The 16,738-nt window shown below is 62.8% G+C and carries 14 protein-coding genes, 2 tRNA genes and 1 pseudogene; 7 read left to right on the top strand and 10 right to left on the bottom strand.

What is annotated here, in order from left to right; genetic code table 11:
- Positions 1 to 7: 7 nt before the first annotated feature.
- A complete protein-coding gene (locus tag CR105_RS08155) occupies positions 8 to 1,021 on the bottom strand; it encodes a glycosyltransferase family 2 protein (RefSeq protein ID WP_099787957.1) in 1,014 nt (337 codons plus the stop codon).
- Positions 1,022 to 1,025: 4 nt separating this feature from the next.
- The gene (locus tag CR105_RS08150; protein WP_099787956.1) at positions 1,026 to 2,825 is read right to left on the bottom strand and encodes an ABCB family ABC transporter ATP-binding protein/permease; all 1,800 of its coding nucleotides are present in this window, start codon (positions 2,823 to 2,825) and stop codon (positions 1,026 to 1,028) included.
- 146 nt (positions 2,826 to 2,971) lie between these two features.
- On the opposite strand from CR105_RS08150, the gene CR105_RS08145 reads away from it, so the two are divergent.
- Genes CR105_RS08145 through CR105_RS08135 form a run of 3 tightly spaced genes read left to right on the top strand, consistent with a single transcriptional unit; the run spans position 2,972 to position 6,755 of the window.
- Positions 2,972 to 4,711: a carbamoyltransferase family protein gene (locus CR105_RS08145; protein WP_099787955.1), complete on the top strand. Its 1,740-nt coding sequence runs from the start codon at positions 2,972 to 2,974 to the stop codon at positions 4,709 to 4,711.
- Complete coding sequence (locus CR105_RS08140) at positions 4,711 to 5,802, top strand: glycosyltransferase family 9 protein (RefSeq protein ID WP_229413744.1); 1,092 nt, start codon at positions 4,711 to 4,713, stop codon at positions 5,800 to 5,802. Before CR105_RS08145 ends, CR105_RS08140 begins: the two co-directional genes overlap by 1 nt.
- On the top strand, positions 5,799 to 6,755 hold the full coding sequence (locus tag CR105_RS08135; protein ID WP_099787954.1) for a UDP-glucuronic acid decarboxylase family protein: 957 nt from the start codon (positions 5,799 to 5,801) through the stop codon (positions 6,753 to 6,755). The genes CR105_RS08140 and CR105_RS08135 overlap by 4 nt, the downstream gene beginning before the upstream one ends.
- Positions 6,756 to 6,787: 32 nt before the next feature.
- On the opposite strand, the gene CR105_RS08130 is transcribed toward CR105_RS08135, so the two are convergent.
- Positions 6,788 to 7,237 carry a GNAT family N-acetyltransferase gene (locus CR105_RS08130; protein ID WP_099787953.1) on the bottom strand — a complete coding sequence of 150 codons (450 nt, stop codon included), beginning with the start codon at positions 7,235 to 7,237 and terminating at the stop codon, positions 6,788 to 6,790.
- Between the two features lie 87 nt (positions 7,238 to 7,324).
- Here CR105_RS08130 and CR105_RS08125 point away from each other — a divergent pair, with 87 nt between their 5' ends.
- Complete coding sequence (locus CR105_RS08125; protein WP_131021660.1) at positions 7,325 to 7,855, top strand: hypothetical protein; 531 nt, start codon at positions 7,325 to 7,327, stop codon at positions 7,853 to 7,855.
- 476 nt (positions 7,856 to 8,331) lie between these two features.
- Here CR105_RS08125 and tnpA read toward each other — a convergent pair whose 3' ends face one another.
- Positions 8,332 to 8,625, bottom strand: a complete 294-nt coding sequence (gene tnpA / locus CR105_RS29630) for an IS66 family insertion sequence element accessory protein TnpA (RefSeq protein WP_441295117.1) — start codon at positions 8,623 to 8,625, stop codon at positions 8,332 to 8,334.
- Between the two features lie 149 nt (positions 8,626 to 8,774).
- Here tnpA and CR105_RS27735 point away from each other — a divergent pair, with 149 nt between their 5' ends.
- Positions 8,775 to 9,170 (top strand): hypothetical protein, encoded by a 396-nt coding sequence (locus CR105_RS27735; RefSeq protein WP_131021659.1) that lies wholly within the window; start codon positions 8,775 to 8,777, stop codon positions 9,168 to 9,170.
- A 401-nt stretch (positions 9,171 to 9,571) separates the two neighbouring features.
- Here the strand turns inward: CR105_RS27735 and CR105_RS08120 are convergent.
- The 4 genes from CR105_RS08120 to CR105_RS08105 all read right to left on the bottom strand — a co-directional run bounded on the left by CR105_RS08120 (position 9,572) and on the right by CR105_RS08105 (position 12,755).
- Positions 9,572 to 9,647 (bottom strand) — tRNA-His (locus tag CR105_RS08120).
- An 83-nt stretch (positions 9,648 to 9,730) separates the two neighbouring features.
- A complete protein-coding gene (gene murI / locus CR105_RS08115; protein WP_099788310.1) occupies positions 9,731 to 10,579 on the bottom strand; it encodes a glutamate racemase in 849 nt (282 codons plus the stop codon).
- 3 nt (positions 10,580 to 10,582) lie between these two features.
- The gene (locus CR105_RS08110; protein WP_099787951.1) at positions 10,583 to 12,124 is read right to left on the bottom strand and encodes a fumarate hydratase; all 1,542 of its coding nucleotides are present in this window, start codon (positions 12,122 to 12,124) and stop codon (positions 10,583 to 10,585) included.
- Positions 12,125 to 12,143: 19 nt separating this feature from the next.
- Positions 12,144 to 12,755, bottom strand: coding sequence for a TIGR00645 family protein (locus CR105_RS08105; RefSeq protein ID WP_099787950.1), 612 nt, complete (start codon positions 12,753 to 12,755; stop codon positions 12,144 to 12,146).
- 204 nt (positions 12,756 to 12,959) lie between these two features.
- On the opposite strand from CR105_RS08105, the gene acs reads away from it, so the two are divergent.
- Both acs and CR105_RS08095 read left to right on the top strand, forming a co-directional pair.
- Positions 12,960 to 14,960 carry an acetate--CoA ligase gene (gene acs, locus CR105_RS08100; protein ID WP_099787949.1) on the top strand — a complete coding sequence of 667 codons (2,001 nt, stop codon included), beginning with the start codon at positions 12,960 to 12,962 and terminating at the stop codon, positions 14,958 to 14,960.
- 95 nt (positions 14,961 to 15,055) lie between these two features.
- A tRNA-Ser gene (locus tag CR105_RS08095) sits at positions 15,056 to 15,146 on the top strand.
- 299 nt (positions 15,147 to 15,445) lie between these two features.
- On the opposite strand, the gene CR105_RS08090 is transcribed toward CR105_RS08095, so the two are convergent.
- A complete protein-coding gene (locus CR105_RS08090) occupies positions 15,446 to 16,489 on the bottom strand; it encodes an IS3 family transposase (protein ID WP_441295118.1) in 1,044 nt (347 codons plus the stop codon).
- 32 nt (positions 16,490 to 16,521) lie between these two features.
- Positions 16,522 to 16,738 (bottom strand): annotated as a pseudogene (locus CR105_RS28255) (transposase); the annotation flags it as partial.

Genomic DNA, 16,738 nt, shown 5'->3' with positions numbered 1-16,738 from the left:
GCGGGCCTCAGGCGAAAGCGACGCGGTAGCGGATGGCGCCGGCGAGCCGCCAGAACACCGCCAGTGGCGGGATCAGCATGGAAGTGAGCGCCATTTCGGCAATGTGCGACAAGCGCAGTGACGTGCCGCGCAAGCGCCGTGCGAACAGCAGCATGGTCGCCACGCCCCAGGCGGCGGCGGCCGCGGCGGCGAGCGCCATGGACCCGGCGGCAGCCGCCAGCAGGGCCGTCAGCATGGCGGCGACGATGGCGTAATAGTCCCAGCGCGGCGTGGCGCGGATTTTTTGCCGGTACAGGCGAGGATGCTTTTTGTAGAGCAGGGCATCGAAGGCAATCTTGCGCACCTGCAGCAGGCTGACGCCCCAAGGTGCCGGCCGCACCGGATGCACCACCAGTGCCTGCGCCGAGCGTGCGATGCGCGCACCCGTTGCCAGCAGGCCGAAGTGCAGGTCGCTGTCTTCGCGCCAGGCCAGCCGGAAACGTTCGTCGAAGCCGCCCAGCGCCGCCAGCACCGACTTGCGCAGGAAGCAGTTGGCCGTGACGAATTCGGCGCTTTCGAGCTGCTGGGCGTCGCGCTGGTAATCGGTGGGACTGGCCGGCAGCGGCATTTCGACGCGCCCGCACAGTGCGTCGACGCCATCGCCGAAGGCGTCGAGGCCGTGCTGCAGCCAGCCGGTCGACGGCACGGTGTCGTCGTCGGTAAACGCGATGATGGGTGCGCGCGCGGCGCGCCAGCCGAGGTTGCGCGCCGCCGCAGGCCCGTGGCGGCCTTCGTTGGGCAGGTAAGTGATGGCGGGGCCGGTGCCGGAGCCGGCGCCGCCCGCGTGCCAGGCAGCGACCAGCTGACGCGTCTGCGCATTGGGCTGGTCGTCGACGACGATGACCTCGTAGCGCTGCGCGGCCAGGCTCTGATGCGCCAGCGCCGCCAGGCAGCGCGCCAGCAGTTCCACGCGGCCGCAGGTAGGCACGACCACGGAGATGGCGGGCGGGGCGGCGGCTGAAGCGGTATCGTCGGTCTGCATCCCATTACCCCGGTGTAGGAATCATCTGGTCGGTGTCATCGCGCGCCATCCGCTGTTGCAGCAGCCACAGGCGGGCGTACAGTCCCTTGCGCCGCAACAGTTCTGTGTGGGTGCCGCGTTCGACGATGCTGCCGCGGTCCATCACGAGAATCTGGTACGCGGCGACAATGCTGGACAGGCGGTGCGCGATGACGAGAGTGGTTCGATTCGCCGACAAGCGCTCCAGTTCCTGCTGAATCGCCTGCTCCGAATCCGCATCAAGTGCCGACGTTGCTTCGTCGAACACAAGGATGCGCGGGTTCTTCAGGATGACTCGCGCAATGGCGATGCGCTGCTTTTCGCCGCCCGACAGCTTGACGCCGCGTTCGCCGACCGGCGTGTCGTATTTTTCGGGCAGGCTGTCGATCAGCTGGTCGATGTGGGCCGCGCGCGCGGCGGCGACGATCTCGTCGTGGCTGGCGCCGATGCGCCCGTAGGCAATGTTGTAGCCGATGGTGTCGTTGAACAACACGGTTTCCTGCGGCACCACACCGACCCCACCGCGCACGCTGCTGGGCCGGACTGTGGCAATGTCCTGGCCGTCGATAGCGATGGCGCCGCCGTCCGGGTCGTAGAAGCGCAACAACAGGCGCGCCAAGGTCGACTTGCCCGAGCCGCTTTTGCCCACCACCGCAACGGTGCGCCCCGGCGGGATGCGGAAGCTGACGTCGCGCAGGATCGGGCGCGCCGCGTCGTAGTGGAAGTCGACATGGTCGAACGTGACTTCGCCCGGCCCAGGCTGCTGCTGCGCCAGGCCAGGCTCGTCGGCAATGGCCGGGCGTTCGCGCAGCAGCTCGAACAGTCGCTCGGTATTGACGCGGGCGTCGCGCGCTTCGCGGTAGACGAAGCCGAGCGCGTTTAGCGGCAGGCACAGTTGCAAGGCGTAGGCGTTGACCAGCACCAGGTCGCCGACGCTGATGCGGCCGCGCCACACCGCGTCGCCGGCCAGCAGCATGATGAACGCCACGCCAAGCGCGATGATGGCGCTCTGGCCGATGTGCAGGGCGAACAGCGCGCGCTGGTTGCCCTGGCCGGCATCCATCCAGTGCCGCATCATGGCGGCGAAGCGCTGCGATTCCACCGCTTCATTGGCGAAGTACTTGATCGTGTCGTAGTTGATCAGGCTGTCGGCCAGGTGGCTCTTGGCGACCGAGTCGAGCTTGTTGACGCGGCGCTGGTACATCACGCGGCGCGCTGCAAACATCAGTGTGAAGCCGGCGTACGTCATGAAAGTGAGCGCGATGATGACGGCAAACCAGATGCTGTAGCGGCTCACCATGATGCCCAGCACCAGGCTGATTTCGACCAGCGTCGGGATGATGGTGAAGATGCCCACGCCGAGCAGGAAGGCGATGCCGTTGGTGCCGCGCTCGATCTCAGGCATCAGCGCGCCGATCTGGCGGCGCGCATGAAAGCCGGCGTCGAGCGCCAGCAAGTGGGCAAATACCCGGCGGGCGTACGCGGACACGGTGTCCAGGGTCACGCGCGCAAACAGCAGGTCGCGCAATTCATTGAACATGGTGGCGATAAAGCGCACGACGGCGTAGCCGGCCAGCAGATACAAGGGGATGGCGGCCAGCGGCGCCGGCTGGGAAAAGGCGTCGATGATTCGCTTGAGCAGCAGCGGTACCGCGACCGCGGCCAGCTTGGCGAGGATCAGGAAGGCCAGCGCGGCGGCGATGCGCCAGCGGTAGCGCGACAGCACGTCCCACAGCTCCTGCGTCATGCGGGCTGGTGCGTGTGGAGCGGTGGCGGTTGGGTCCATACCTGTTCGACCATGGCGGCCGCTCAGTCGATGCGCATCAACGCTGTGCCAACTCAAACGGCGACGCGGAACTGGCAGGCCGGCCTTGCAAATCGACGCGCGCCAAGTATGTTGAGCTCTGTAGACCCAACCTATGGAGCGGTTGCATGTACACACTTGGCATCAACGCTGCGTTTCATGATTGCTCCGCCTGCCTGGTGGAAGATGGCGTCGTCATCGCGGCCGCTGAAGAAGAACGCTTCACGCGCCAGAAGCACGGCAAGCGGCCATTGCCGTTCACGGTATGGCAACTGCCGTTTCACGCCATCGCCAGCTGCCTGCGCGAGGCCGGCATCAGCATGCGCGACGTTGCGCACGCGGCATATTCATATGATCCGGCGCTGCAACTGGCCGACTGGGCCGAGCGCGCCAGCATCGCCTTGCCGCTGGAGCCCTCGGCTCAACCGTCGGACTGGCTGTCGCCATGGGATCCGCTGGCGCTGTCGTACGTCGTCAATGCGCCGCGCCAGCTTGCCAGCGGCGCCCCGCACCATCTGGCCGCGCTGTTTCGGCCTGGCGAGGGAGGGCCGGCCTACCGCTGGCATTTCGTCGAGCACCACCTGGGGCACGAGGCAAGTGCGTACCTGGCGGCGCCGTTCGAGCAGTGCGCGGTGCTGGTCATGGACGGGCGTGGCGAACGGGCGTGTTCGAGCTACGGCGAATTCAAGGACGGGCACTACCGGCGCATCGACCAGATCGACTACCCCGATTCGCTCGGCCTGCTGTATGAAGACGTCACCAGCCACCTGGGCTTTCTGCGCTCGAGCGACGAGTACAAGGTCATGGCGCTGGCGTCGTACGGCGCGCCGCGCTTCGCCGCGCAGTTCAACGAGATGGTGCGGTACGGCGGTTCCGGTCGCTACCAGGTGCTGCCATGCGACCTGACCGCGGCGCTGGGGCCGCCGCGCGCGCGCGGCGGGCCGCTCGAGGCGCGCCATGCCGACATCGCCCGCTCGCTGCAGCTGGTGCTGGAAGAAACGGTGCTGCGGATAGCCAACTGGCTGCACGAGTGCACCGGCATGCGGCAACTTGCAATGGCCGGCGGCGTGGCGCTCAATTGCGTCATGAATGCGCGGCTGCGCGAGCAGGGGCCGTTTGCTGACATCTGGGTGCAGCCGGCGGCCGGTGACGCCGGCACCGCGCTCGGCGTCGCGCTGTGGGTCGATGCGCAACAACGCCAAGGCGCGCGGCGCTGGCACATGGAGCACGCCTTCCTTGGTCCGGCATGGCCCGACGACGAAGTCGAACAGTTGCTGCGCGAATCGAAACTGGCCTACCGGCGCCCAGCGGACATCGTGCAGGAAACGGCGCGCCTGCTGGCGCAGGACAAGGTGGTCGGCTGGTTTCAGGGACGCATGGAGTTCGGACCGCGCGCGCTGGGCTCGCGGTCGATCCTGGCCTCGCCGATCGATCCGTCGATGCAGGAACGGCTGAACCAGATCAAGGACCGGGAAGACTTCCGCCCGGTGGCGCCGTTGGTGCTGGAAGAGGCGGCGGCCGACTGGTTCGTCGATGCCGGCCGTTCGCCGTTCATGCTGTTTGTCTACAAGGTGCGACCCGACAAGGCCGAGCGCATACCGGCGGTGCGCCACGTCGATGGCAGCGCGCGCATCCAGACCATCAACCGCGCCCAGCACGGCGCCTACTACGACCTGGTGCGCGCATTCGGCGAGCTGACCGGCGTGCCGGTGCTGGTAAACACGTCGTTCAACACACGCGGCCAGCCGATCGTCTGCACGCCGCGCGATGCGCTCGAATCTTTTTGCAGCACGGCGCTCGATGTGCTGGCGATCGGTCCATTCCTGCTCGAGAAGCACGGCGTGGCCGCCGGCGGAGGAGGGGCGTGATGGACGACATGTCCGGATACCCGCCTGCGGCGCTGGCGGCAATGCGGCGCATTGCCGTGTTCCGCGCGCTGCAGCTGGGCGACATGCTGTGCGTGGTGCCGGCGCTGCGGGCCTTGCACCGCGCTGCGCCGCAGGCACGGATCACCCTCATCGGCCTGCCGTGGGCGCGCGAATTTGCCGACCGCTTCCGTCACTACATCGACGCCTTCATGGTGTTTCCCGGCTTTCCCGGGCTGCCCGAGCGCATTCCGGATGTGGCCGCGCTGCCGCGTTTCCTGACCGATGCGCGCATGCGCCGCTTCGACCTGGCGATCCAGCTGCACGGCAGCGGCGCGCTGAGCAATTCGATCGTCGCCCTGCTGGGCGCGCGGCGCATGGCCGGATTCCACCAAGCCGACGGCTGGTGCCCCGACCCGGCCACCTTTTTGCCGTGGGGCGAGCCCGAGCATGAAGTGACCCGCTACCTGCGGCTGATGCAGTCGCTCGGCTGCAGCGGCGACGACACGGCGCTCGAATTCCCGTTCGAGGTGACCGACCGGGCCGCAGTGGCCGCACTTGGGCCGCTGCCGCCGGAGCGGCGCTTCGTTTGCATCCATGCCGGTGCCCGCATGCGCTCGCGGCGCTGGCCGGCGGCGCGGTTCGGGCAGGTGGCCGACGGCCTTGCCGCGCGCGGCTGGCAGGTGGTGCTCACCGGCAGCATCGAGGAACAAGCGGTCGCGGCCGAAGTGATGGCGCAGATGGCGGCGCCCGCGTTCGACCTGACCGGGCGCACCACCTTAGGTTCGCTGGCGCTGCTGGTGGCGCGCGCCGGGCTGGTCGTGAGCAACGACACCGCGGTGTCGCATCTGGCAGCGGCCAGCGGCACGCCGAGCGTGATCATCAGTTCCGGCGGCGATCCGCTACGGTGGGCGCCGCTCGACCGCGCGCGCCACCGTGTGCTGTATGCAGCTGCCGGGTGCCGTCCGTGCGCGTTCGAAGCGTGTCCGATCGGCCACCCGTGCGCGCTGGGCGTGAGCGCCGAGCGCGTGCTCGATGCAGCGCTGGAATTGTGCGGCAGCGGCCCCGTGCGCGCATCGGAGATGACGTCATGAAAGAGCAGCACAGCAAGCGCGTCCTGGTCACCGGAGGGGCCGGCTTCCTCGGCTCGCATTTGTGCGCGCACTTGCTGGCGCAAGGCCATGACGTGCTGTGCCTCGATAATTTCTACACCGGCTGCAAGCGCAACATCGCTGCGCTGCTCGATGAGCCGAATTTCGAGCTGCTGCGCCATGACATCACGTTTCCCTTGTATGTCGAGGTGGACCAGATCTACAACCTGGCGTGCCCGGCCTCGCCGGTGCATTACCAGTATGATCCGGTGCAGACGACCAAGACGAGCGTGCATGGCGCGATCAACATGCTGGGGCTGGCCAAGCGCGTGAAGGCAGCCATTTTGCAAGCGTCAACCAGCGAGGTGTATGGCGACCCGCAGGTGCATCCGCAGACGGAAGGCTATGTCGGCCACGTCAATCCGATCGGGCTGCGCTCGTGCTACGACGAAGGCAAGCGCTGCGCCGAAACCTTGTTCATGGATTACCGGCGCCAGCATGGCATGCGCGTCAAGGTCGCGCGTATTTTCAATACATACGGCCCGAACATGCATCCCAACGACGGCAGGGTAGTATCGAATTTCATCATGCAAGCGCTGGAAGGGCGGCCGATCACGATTTATGGCGACGGCTCGCAGACGCGCTCATTTTGCTATGTCGACGACCTGATCGACGGCTTCGACCGGCTGATGAAGAGTCCCGACGAATTCACCGGACCGGTCAATCTTGGCAATCCGGTCGAATGCACGATGCTGGAACTGGCGGCGATGGTGACGGAGCTGACCGGTTCGCGCTCCGGCATTGATTTCCGGCCGGCGCCGAGCGACGACCCCGCGCGGCGGCGGCCCGACATCTCGCTGGCACGGCAAGCGCTGGGGTGGGAGCCGCAGGTGGCGATGCAAGCAGGGCTGGAGCGCACAATTGCTTACTTCCGGCAGCTACGTGAAGCGGGGTGACCGGCGGCTTCATTGGCGAAGCCGCCCACTGATCAGCGGCTCAATGCAAGCGTGCGCCGCTGGAAGGGATTCAAGTCCTTTTTGAGGAAGCCGCCAACATACGGATCGGCGACAAAGTGCATCTTTTCATAGAATTCCCGGGTGCCGTCGCGCGGTTCGAGCAACAGGCGCGGTACGCCGAATTGAAGGCAATAGCGCTCGATGTTTTTCATGAACCAGTCGCCCACACCCTTGCGGCGGTATGCGCTCGAGATGATCAAGTCAGAGAGGTAACAAAATTGCGGGGGTGCCAGCTCCAGTCGTGCAATGCCAATCATCTTGTTGCGGCAGTCGACCGTGACCCATTGCACTTTGCCGTGCGTTGGTTTGCTGCCGCCAGGCGCGTCGCCACCTGGGGGCCAACCGGCATCCTTGCGAAACGCCTGGATCGTTTTCTTACTAAGTGGCGCCGGCAAAGGGCGAAAAACGAGGGGAAAATCCATCTGTGCATCTCAAGTTTTGGGAGATGCACAAGTGTATGGGGCGCGCCCGCGTGTTGCCGGTAGGTATTTGTAAATCAGCCGGCGGCAATGTTACTGAATGTAACAGCCTCGGCGCACGGCGATAAATACAAAAACAAAAAAGGCGACAAGCCGAAGCGTGTTACGCCGCGCTCGATGGTGCGATTGAAGTCAACAAGACCGACAGTCGCCGGGAATGGCGTGTGGCGAAGTCAAAAGACGATGAAACGGGGACTGTGCTCCTTCAAACTTGACGTGGTGACTGTAGGACGCGACATTGACGGCGAAGACATCACTTCGTGCGTGGCTGGGCCTGAGACGACGATGGGCGCAGTGAAGCGGACGAAGCTGCCGACCGGAGGGAATCAAAAAATTGCCTTTGATACGTTGAACGAGTTGCTCTCCAAATCTGTGGAGTTCAATAACGGCGGCGAGCCAGGTCAAGCTCCATGCATTCGAATGGATGAGGCTATCGGTCTTATTGCCGCGCGCCTGACGTGCGAGCCCAAGCGCCGTACTGAACGTGCCCAGCAAGCGTTGGCCACACTTGTAGCGAAAGAGGTTATCGTATTGAAGGGGGAGTATCTGGCGCGCGCGTAGCCGTCGGGCACCAACGGTGATGTCAAACAGCCAATTTTCAAACTCCCTCCTGTTTGCGCCCGCTGTTTCCCGCCGCCTATAGGGTTGGTGGTAAAAAACGGGAGAGGCCTTCCCACAAAGAACCAAAACGGGAACCAGTGGGAGAAAACGGGAAGCTCGAATTGCAGATGCTGAAGGCCCCTTATCCTAGATACTTAAGTGCGGAGAGTGCGAAAAACGCAGCAATTTCAGTGGGTTGCAGTGCCTTCTTACAGATAACATCGAGACGAATTCGGGATAATTTGCGATACTATTCCAGATGTTTTCACGGAGTCCTATCATGCCCGCATTTCGTCACCAAGACCTGACTCTGCTGAACCCCGCGTTCGATTCGCCACTGGTAGACGTGGTGACTGAACTCGAACATCTTCGTCGCCTGCAACTGGGCATGTCCACTGGTGCCGTGGCCAGCTAGATCGATTCGGCGCGCAGTTCCATTACAGAGCGCGCAGCAGCTCGGCCAGCCAGACTGCCGGCACGTCGCCCGGCAACGTCAACATCCAGCCGCGCTCGCAGCGCAAGCTCATTGCCCCCGCCGGCGCCGCAGCGCTATCGACTGCGACCGGCAACATCAGTGGTGTCGACTGCGGAGCCGCCAGCCGGCGTACCCAATAGCCCACCTGCCGCACAGGATAGCCATGCTTCCGCGCGAATGCGCGCTGTGACAACCCGCTACCACGCCATTGCTCCACGCGCTCCCGCCAAAGCGCCTCGCGTTCTACAAACTTCATCGGTGGCTTCCCTCGAGTAGAAAGGGAAATAGTGTGGACGGGGTGATCAGAAAATCATAGATGGGACGGCCGGACGCTTACGTTGATTTGCCATGCTTTACCAGTGTAAGTGAATCCGTTCGCGCCATCGGATTGAAGGCGTCCGCCATGTGAAAACGGCCGGAAGACCGGCCTTTGCACTGAAACTGGATTTTACACCAGCAACCGGGCGTCTAACCCGAAATCGACGCTCCTTAGCAGCCTGTGCCAGCACCGAGGCCGGGACCATTTTGGAGCTGCTGCTGTTCTTGTCGCGGGACGAAGACTTCGGGCGCTGTGGTTCCTATTCCATCGCCCATCTTCAGTGGAGTGGACCAATTAATCATTTGTTCCATGAACGTTTCCCTCCAAAAATCCCCCGCTCTGTCCCACCTCCTATAGGTGTGGTGGGACAAAACGGGAAAGCGGCATTTCCGACCAAAAAACCAAAACGGGAACAAGTGGTAAAAAACGGGACCATAGCAAAGCGGGTTGAAGGGGCTTTCACTGATGTGGATTTTGCGTGATGTGTTACTACTGGCGCGATTGGTTGCATTGCTCTGAGGTGACTCGCAATGTTACGGGGCGAAAGTTGCGGCAATTTTCTTACACCCATGCGCGTGCGCGCGTGTATACGCGCGCAACAGGGAGATTGCCGGAAAATGGTTGCGCACCTTTCGTGGCGAGCAGTTGCGCAAGTTACGCGGTTCAAGGGCGCATCTGCGAAATTCGCCCTCTTGCAGATACGCCAATGGGGCACATGACTGCAAGAACGCCGCCGCCGTGTCCGCGACGACCAGGCAACAAGGCCGCAATGCATTTATCGAATCGGGTTACACAGCGGTTACATGGACGTGTGTACGAGGCTGGAAACAAAAAAGACTCACAAGCCGAAGCGTGTAAGTCTTTGATATTCCTACTTATTCTGTGGGGTGGCTGATGGGGCTCGAACCCACGACAACAGGAATCACAATCCTGGACTCTACCAACTGAGCTACAGCCACCACTGTCTGACAAAGTTCCGATGCTTCCGGAACAGAGCGATATTATACAAAGATCCGAGGAAACAGGCAAATCTAATTGCTGATCACGCCGAATCGGCTGACTTTGTTCCGAGTTCGACCTCCTGCACCGCCACCTGCAGCCCGAGCAGGCTGGAAAACGCCAGCGTCAGCGCGGTGGCGCTGGCGCTGGTGTAACCGTCGAGCGAGGCCGCAGAACTCCCTTCGGCGTGCTCCTTGCCGCCGGCCGCCAGCAGCCGGCCGAGCTGACGGGCCACCGCTTCGCCGGTGTCGACCAGCACGATGGCGCGCGGCGTCGCGGCCGCGATGATGGTCTCGATCGTCGCCTGCACCAGCGGATAGTGGGTGCAGCCGAGCACCAGCGTATCGACGCCCTGGTCGAGCAGCGGCAGGATGTAGCGTTTCAGCATGACGGCGGTGGCGTCGGAATCGAGCTCGCCCAGTTCAATCTGGTCGGCCAGGCCGGTGCAACCCTGCAGCACGAACTGCGCGCTGCTCGCCTGGCTGATCTGCTCGCGCAGCAACAGGAACTTTTCGCCGGCAAGCGTGCCATCGGTTGCCATCACGCCGACCTTGCCGTTGCGGCTGGCCGCCGCGCCAGGCTTGAGGCCAGGCTCGACGCCGACGATCGGCATGTCAGGATAATGTGCGCGCAGCAGCTTGATGGCGGCGACGGTGGCGGTGTTGCAGGCCACGACCAGCGCCTTGGCGCCTTGCGCGACGAGAAAGCCGGCGATCGCCAGGGAGCGCTCGGCGACGACCTGTTCGGGCTTGTCGCCGTAGGGCGCAAACGCGGAATCGGCAAAATACAGCAGATGCTCGTGCGGCAGCTGCGCGCGGATGTGGCGCAGCACCGACAGGCCGCCCACGCCCGAGTCGAACACCCCGATCGGGGCGTTGGCAGCGGCGACCATCAATTACGCGACGACGACCGGAATCTGGCCGACACTGGAGAGCGATTCGATCTTCGCCGCCCATTCCTTCGGTCCGGTGGTATGGACCGAGGTGCCGTTCGAATCGACCGCGACAGTGACCGGCATGTCGGTGACATCGAACTCGTAGATCGCTTCCATGCCCATGTCGTGAAAGCCGAGCACCTTGGCGCTCTTGATCGCTTTCGACACCAGGTAGGCGGCGCCGCCGACGGCCATCAGGTAGGCCGACTTGTGGCGCTGGATCGATTCGATCGCCACCGGGCCGCGCTCGGCCTTGCCGATCATCGCGATCAGGCCGGTTTTCTCCAGCATCATGTCGGTGAACTTGTCCATCCGCGTCGCGGTGGTCGGGCCGGCCGGGCCGACCGCTTCATCGCGCACCGGATCGACCGGGCCGACGTAGTAGATGACGCGGTTGGTAAAGTCGACCGGCAGCGGCTCGCCCTTGGCCAGCATGTCCTGGATGCGCTTGTGAGCGGCGTCGCGGCCGGTCAGCATTTTGCCGTTGAGCAGCAAGGTCTGGCCCGGCTTCCACGAGGCGACTTCTTCCTTGGTGAGGGTATTGAGGTCGACGCGGCGCGATTTCTCGGTGTCCGGCGTCCAGTGCACTTCCGGCCAGCTCGACAGCGAAGGCGGCTCGATGTAGGCGGCGCCGGAGCCGTCCAGCACGAAGTGGGCGTGGCGCGTGGCGGCGCAGTTCGGGATCATGGCGACCGGCTTGGAGGCGGCGTGGGTCGGGTACATCATGATCTTGACGTCGAGCACGGTGGTCAGGCCGCCGAGGCCTTGGGCGCCGATGCCGAGCGCGTTGACCTTGTCGCACAGTTCGATGCGCAGCTCTTCGGTCTTGTTGCGCGGGCCGCGCTGCTTCAGTTCGAACATGTCGATGTCGTCCATCAGCACCTCCTTGGCCATCAGCATGGCCTTTTCGGCGGTGCCGCCGATGCCGATGCCGAGCATGCCGGGTGGACACCAGCCGGCGCCCATCGTCGGCACCGTCTTCATGACCCAGTCGACCAGCGAATCGGATGGGTTGAGCATGACGAATTTCGATTTGTTTTCCGAGCCGCCGCCCTTGGCCGCGACCTTGACGTCGACGGTGTCGCCCTCGACCAGTTCCATGTGGACCACGGCCGGCGTGTTGTCCTTGGTGTTCTTGCGATCGAACTGCGGGTCGGCGACGATCGAGGCGCGCAGCTTGTTGTCGTCGAAGTTGTAGGCGCGGCGCACGCCTTCGTTGATGGCGTCGGTGACGGTGCCGGAGAAACCTTCGAAGCGCACGCCCATGCCGATTTTCAGGAACACGTTGACGATGCCGGTGTCCTGGCAGATCGGGCGCTTGCCTTCGGCGCACATGCGCGAGTTGGTCAGGATCTGCGCGATGGCGTCCTTGGCGGCCGGGCTTTGCTCGGCCTCGTAGGCGCGCGCCAGGTGCGCGATGTAGTCGGCCGGGTGATAGTAGCTGATGTACTGGAGGGCGGCGGCGACCGATTCGATCAGGTCTTCCTGCTTGATGACAGTCATGAAGTATTCTCGATGAGAGTTAGTGTGGCTTCGATTGGTTCTGGGTACCGATCATGATGCGGTCGGTATAGGCGATGGCGAGGGCCGAAAACAGGAACACCATATGGATGACGGTTTGCGCGATGATCACTTCCGGCGTGTACGCCGCGGCGTTAATGAACGTCTTTAGCAGATGGATCGAGGAGATGCCGATGATCGCCATTGCCAGTTTGGTCTTGAGCACCGAGGCGTTGACGTGTGAGAGCCATTCGGGCTGGTCGGGGTGGAGGTCGAGTCCGAGACGCGAGACGAAGGTTTCGTAGCCGCCGATGATGACCATGATCAGCAGATTCGAGATCATGACGACGTCGATCAGTCCCAGCACGACGAGCATGATGGTCGCTTCGGTCAGTTTGGTGGGGCGCACCTGGCCGCTGATGGCGACGACGTCAAGGATATGTTGCAGTGCCGTCTGGTTGCCCATCACGGCGCCGATCAGGTCTTTCAACTCGACCCAGAAGTGGAATACGTAGACGCACTGGGCCAGGATCAGGCCCAGGTACAGCGGCAGCTGCAGCCAGCGGCTGGCGAAAATAAGGCGTGGCAGAAATGCCAGCTGGGTAGGTGGACGATTCGAGTCGGGTACGGACATGTGTGAAACTCCAGATGACGAGCAGGTTCAAGGTAAATTTTTCTACGCGTCATTTTACACGCGCCGCGCGCGGCTGCCGATAAGCGCGAAGGGTCGTTAAAAGGTTGGTAGAATCGACAACGACACACCAGCGTTGCCTACTACTGTAAGGGCTCAGTAAGCGAGTCCGCCTACAGTTGATAAAAAATTACGTGGGAGACAAACATGGCCGGAACAGACATCAACCAGCAAGAAAACCAGGGCGCGCAGGAAAGTCGTATTTTCCAGCCGCCGCCGGATTTCGTCGCAAACGCCGCCATCTCCGGCATGCCAGCGTACGAAAAGCTGTGCGCCGAAGCGGAGGCCGATTATGAAGGTTTCTGGGCGCGCCTGGCGCGTGAGGAACTGGACTGGCACAAGCCGTTTGCGCAGGTGCTCGACGAATCGCAGGCGCCGTTCTATAAGTGGTTCGAGGACGGCGAGCTGAACGCCTCCTACAACTGCCTGGACCGCCACATCAAGGCTGGCAACGGCGGCAAGACGGCGCTCGTGTTCGAGGCCGACGACGGCACCGTCACGCGCGCGACTTACCAGGAATTGCACGAGCGCGTCTGCAAGTTTGCCAACGGTCTGAAGTCGCGCGGCATCAAGAAGGGCGACCGCGTCATCATCTACATGTCGATGTCGATCGAAGGCGTGGCGGCGATGCAGGCGTGCGCGCGCATCGGTGCGACCCACTCGGTGGTGTTCGGCGGCTTTTCCGCCAAGTCGCTGCAGGAGCGCATCATCGACGCCGGCGCGGTGGCGGTGATCACCGCCGACGAGCAGCTGCGCGGCGGCAAGCACCTGCCGCTGAAAGCGATCGTCGACGAGGCGCTGGCGCTGGGCGGCTGCGACACGATCCGCGACGTCATCGTCTACAAGCGCACCGGCGGCAACATCGCGTGGACCGAAGGGCGCGACATCTGGCTTGGCGACCTGGTCGACGCGCAGGCTGCCGATTGCGAGCCGGAGTGGGTCAGCGCCGAGCATCCGCTGTTCATTCTCTACACATCCGGCTCGACCGGCACGCCGAAAGGGGTGCAGCATTCGACCGGCGGCTTTTTGCTGTGGGCCGCGCTGACGATGAAGTGGACGTTCGACATCAAGCCGGCCGACGTCTTCTGGTGCACCGCCGACATCGGCTGGGTGACCGGGCACAGCTACATCGCCTACGGTCCGCTGGCGGTGGGCGCGACCGAAGTCGTGTTCGAGGGCGTTCCGACCTACCCGAACGCGGGCCGGTTCTGGGAGACGATCGCCAAGCACAAGGTCAGCATTTTCTACACGGCGCCGACGGCGATCCGCTCGCTGATCAAGGCGGCCGATGTCGACCCGAAAGTACATCCGAAAAACTACGACTTGTCGAGCCTGCGGCTGCTCGGATCGGTCGGCGAGCCGATCAATCCGGAAGCGTGGATGTGGTACTACAAGAACGTTGGCGGCGAGCGCTGCCCGATTGTCGACACGTTCTGGCAGACTGAGACGGGTGGCCACATGATTTCGCCGATGCCTGGGGCGACGCCGATGGTGCCGGGCTCGTGCACGCTGCCGCTGCCGGGCATCATGACGGCGATTGTCGACGAGGCGGGCGCCGACGTGGCGAACGGACAAGGCGGCATCCTGGTGGTGAAGCGGCCATGGCCGTCGATGATCCGCACGATCTGGAACAATCCGGAGCGGTTCAAGACGAGCTACTTCCCGGACGAGCTGGGCGGCAAATATTATCTGGCTGGTGACGGCGCGATTCGCAACAGCGACACCAGCTACTTCACGATTACGGGGCGCATCGACGACGTGCTGAACGTGTCGGGCCACCGGATGGGCACGATGGAAATCGAATCGGCGCTGGTGGCCAATCCGATCGTGGCCGAAGCGGCGGTAGTGGGCAAGCCGGACGACACGACGGGCGAATCGATCTGCGCGTTCGTCGTGCTCAAGCAAGCGCGGCCGACTGGCGAAGAAGCCAAGCGCATTGCCCAGGAGCTACGCAACTGGGTCGCGAAGGAGATTGGGCCGATCGCCAAGCCGAAGGAAATCCGTTTTGGCGACAATTTGCCGAAGACGCGATCGGGCAAGATCATGCGGCGGTTATTGCGCGTGCTGGCCAAAGGCGAGACGATCACGCAGGACATCTCGACGTTAGAGAATCCGGCGATTCTGGAGCAGCTCAAGGAAGCGTCCTGATGCGGGAAGTAGTGGCGGGGCGAATGTCTTGGTACTCAGCTGAATGTTTGTTATAATCTGCGGCTTCGTGAAAGCGAGGAAGTTGTAGTTTAGCCGGAGAGATGGCTGAGCGGCTGAAGGCGCACGCCTGGAAAGCGTGTGTAGGATAATATTCTACCGGGGGTTCGAATCCCCCTCTCTCCGCCAAGAAATAAAAAGAAGCCACCCCTTGCGGGTGGCTTTTTTTATTTCTTGGTGGAGAGAAGTAGGCCGCCTGCGCGGCCTACGGGGTCGCCAAGGCGGCAATTTCGAAGGCCTCGCGCGTACTCGCGCGTGCCGCTCCGAATCGCCCATTTGCCACCGCGTGAGCGGTGGCGCGCCGGAGGCGCCAGCGCGAAGCGCGCTTTACAAGCTGCAATATTCCCTCAACACTACGCCACTGCGGCAATGCTCGAGTTCGTGTCCAATTGCGATGGTTGTCAAGCTAGTTGTCGTGTCAGCAGCCGCTAAGCCGCCTTTTTAAACGCTGGCATATTCGACGCCGGCATTGTTGCTTCGTTGATCGACACGTCAGGATTGAGGTGTACTTCTTTGACCGGCGACCAGTTGCGTATCGATCCTGACCACCGCAGCGGGTTTGCAGCACGGGCAGCCTCATACACGGCTGTGCGAGCCGTCAGCAGATCAATATCTCGGCCAGCGTGGCGTTGGGCAGGCGTCACGAATTTGATCGCGCTGTGACGATGTTCGTTGTTGTACCAGCATACGAATCTGGTCACCCAATTCCGCGCTTGCGCGACGTCCGCAAATGCTTTTTTTGGATAGTCGGGACGATACTTCAAGGTCCTGAACATCGATTCGGAATACGGGTTGTCGTTACTGACGGCCGGTCGGCTAAACGAGGGCATGACGCCGAGCGTTTGCAAGGTGGCCAGCATGGTCGCCCCCTTCATCGGGCTGCCATTGTCGGAGTGCAGAATCACTTGGTGCTTCTGGATTTTTTCACGCGCGCAAATGTCCTGCATAACCGCTGCCGCCTGGTCACTATTTTCATCTCGATAGACCTGCCACCCGACGACCTTTCGGCTGTAGATATCGATGAACATGTACAGGTAAAAATAGATTCCTTTTACCCCGCTTGGCAGATAGGTGATGTCCCAGCTGTAGAGCTGGTTCGGCGCTGTGGCGCAAATGGCGCGCGGCTTGCTGCGCTCCTGAGCCGGACGCGCCGCCTGCCGGTGCTTGACCAGATTTTCTTCCCTCATGACCCGGTAGAACGTCGATTCGGACGCGATGTAGATGCCTTGGTCGGCCAGACGCGGAACAATCTGACTCGGCGGTAGTTGGCCAAATTCGGCGGATTTTGCAATCGCCAGAATTTGTTCGCGCTCCGGGGCCGTAAGCGCATTCGACGGCTGTTGAACGCGCGTGGTGCGCCCATCCTCTGCACTGCTTGCCAGCTTCCATCGTTGCACTGTGCGCAGGCTCAGACCTACGATATTGCACGCCATGGACTGGCGCGCCCCGGAGCAAACTGCCTGGTCTATCATCGTGACGATGTCGATACGCGCTGCAGGTGAGGTCATTTGACCTCGTCCTCCCACAGCGCATTGAACTTTTTTTGCAGTAAAAGCAGCGCTGCGGCCTCCGCCAGGGCTTTATCTTTACGATCCAGATCCTTTTTGAGCTTATCGTTTTCTTGCTGCAGACTGCGTACCTCGCGTGTCTCGACGGCGGCGTTGACAGGTTTCGTGTCAAGGCAGAATGCCGTACGCCATTCCTCCAGATGATGCACGAAC

Origin of the sequence: Massilia eurypsychrophila, from assembly GCF_002760655.1 — a bacterium.
Lineage (GTDB): Bacteria > Pseudomonadota > Gammaproteobacteria > Burkholderiales > Burkholderiaceae_D > JAFCUW01.
Note: the sequence above shows the minus strand (reverse complement) of the source record. Positions and strands in the feature narration are given on the sequence as shown.

Excerpts from the sequence above, each read along its gene's own strand:
- CR105_RS08090 (WP_441295118.1), bottom strand. The coding sequence starts at position 16,489 with ATGATAGACCAGGCAGTTTGCTCCGGGGCGCGCCAGTCCATGGCGTGC.
- CR105_RS08135 (WP_099787954.1), top strand. The coding sequence starts at position 5,799 with ATGAAAGAGCAGCACAGCAAGCGCGTCCTGGTCACCGGAGGGGCCGGC.
- acs (WP_099787949.1), top strand. The coding sequence starts at position 12,960 with ATGGCCGGAACAGACATCAACCAGCAAGAAAACCAGGGCGCGCAGGAA.
- CR105_RS08155 (WP_099787957.1), bottom strand. The coding sequence starts at position 1,021 with ATGCAGACCGACGATACCGCTTCAGCCGCCGCCCCGCCCGCCATCTCC.
- tnpA (WP_441295117.1), bottom strand. The coding sequence starts at position 8,625 with ATGAAGTTTGTAGAACGCGAGGCGCTTTGGCGGGAGCGCGTGGAGCAA.
- CR105_RS08145 (WP_099787955.1), top strand. The coding sequence starts at position 2,972 with ATGTACACACTTGGCATCAACGCTGCGTTTCATGATTGCTCCGCCTGC.
- CR105_RS08110 (WP_099787951.1), bottom strand. The coding sequence starts at position 12,124 with ATGACTGTCATCAAGCAGGAAGACCTGATCGAATCGGTCGCCGCCGCC.
- CR105_RS08130 (WP_099787953.1), bottom strand. The coding sequence starts at position 7,237 with ATGGATTTTCCCCTCGTTTTTCGCCCTTTGCCGGCGCCACTTAGTAAG.
- murI (WP_099788310.1), bottom strand. The coding sequence starts at position 10,579 with ATGGTCGCCGCTGCCAACGCCCCGATCGGGGTGTTCGACTCGGGCGTG.
- CR105_RS08105 (WP_099787950.1), bottom strand. The coding sequence starts at position 12,755 with ATGTCCGTACCCGACTCGAATCGTCCACCTACCCAGCTGGCATTTCTG.
- CR105_RS08150 (WP_099787956.1), bottom strand. The coding sequence starts at position 2,825 with ATGGACCCAACCGCCACCGCTCCACACGCACCAGCCCGCATGACGCAG.
- CR105_RS08125 (WP_131021660.1), top strand. The coding sequence starts at position 7,325 with ATGTTACTGAATGTAACAGCCTCGGCGCACGGCGATAAATACAAAAAC.
- CR105_RS08140 (WP_229413744.1), top strand. The coding sequence starts at position 4,711 with ATGGACGACATGTCCGGATACCCGCCTGCGGCGCTGGCGGCAATGCGG.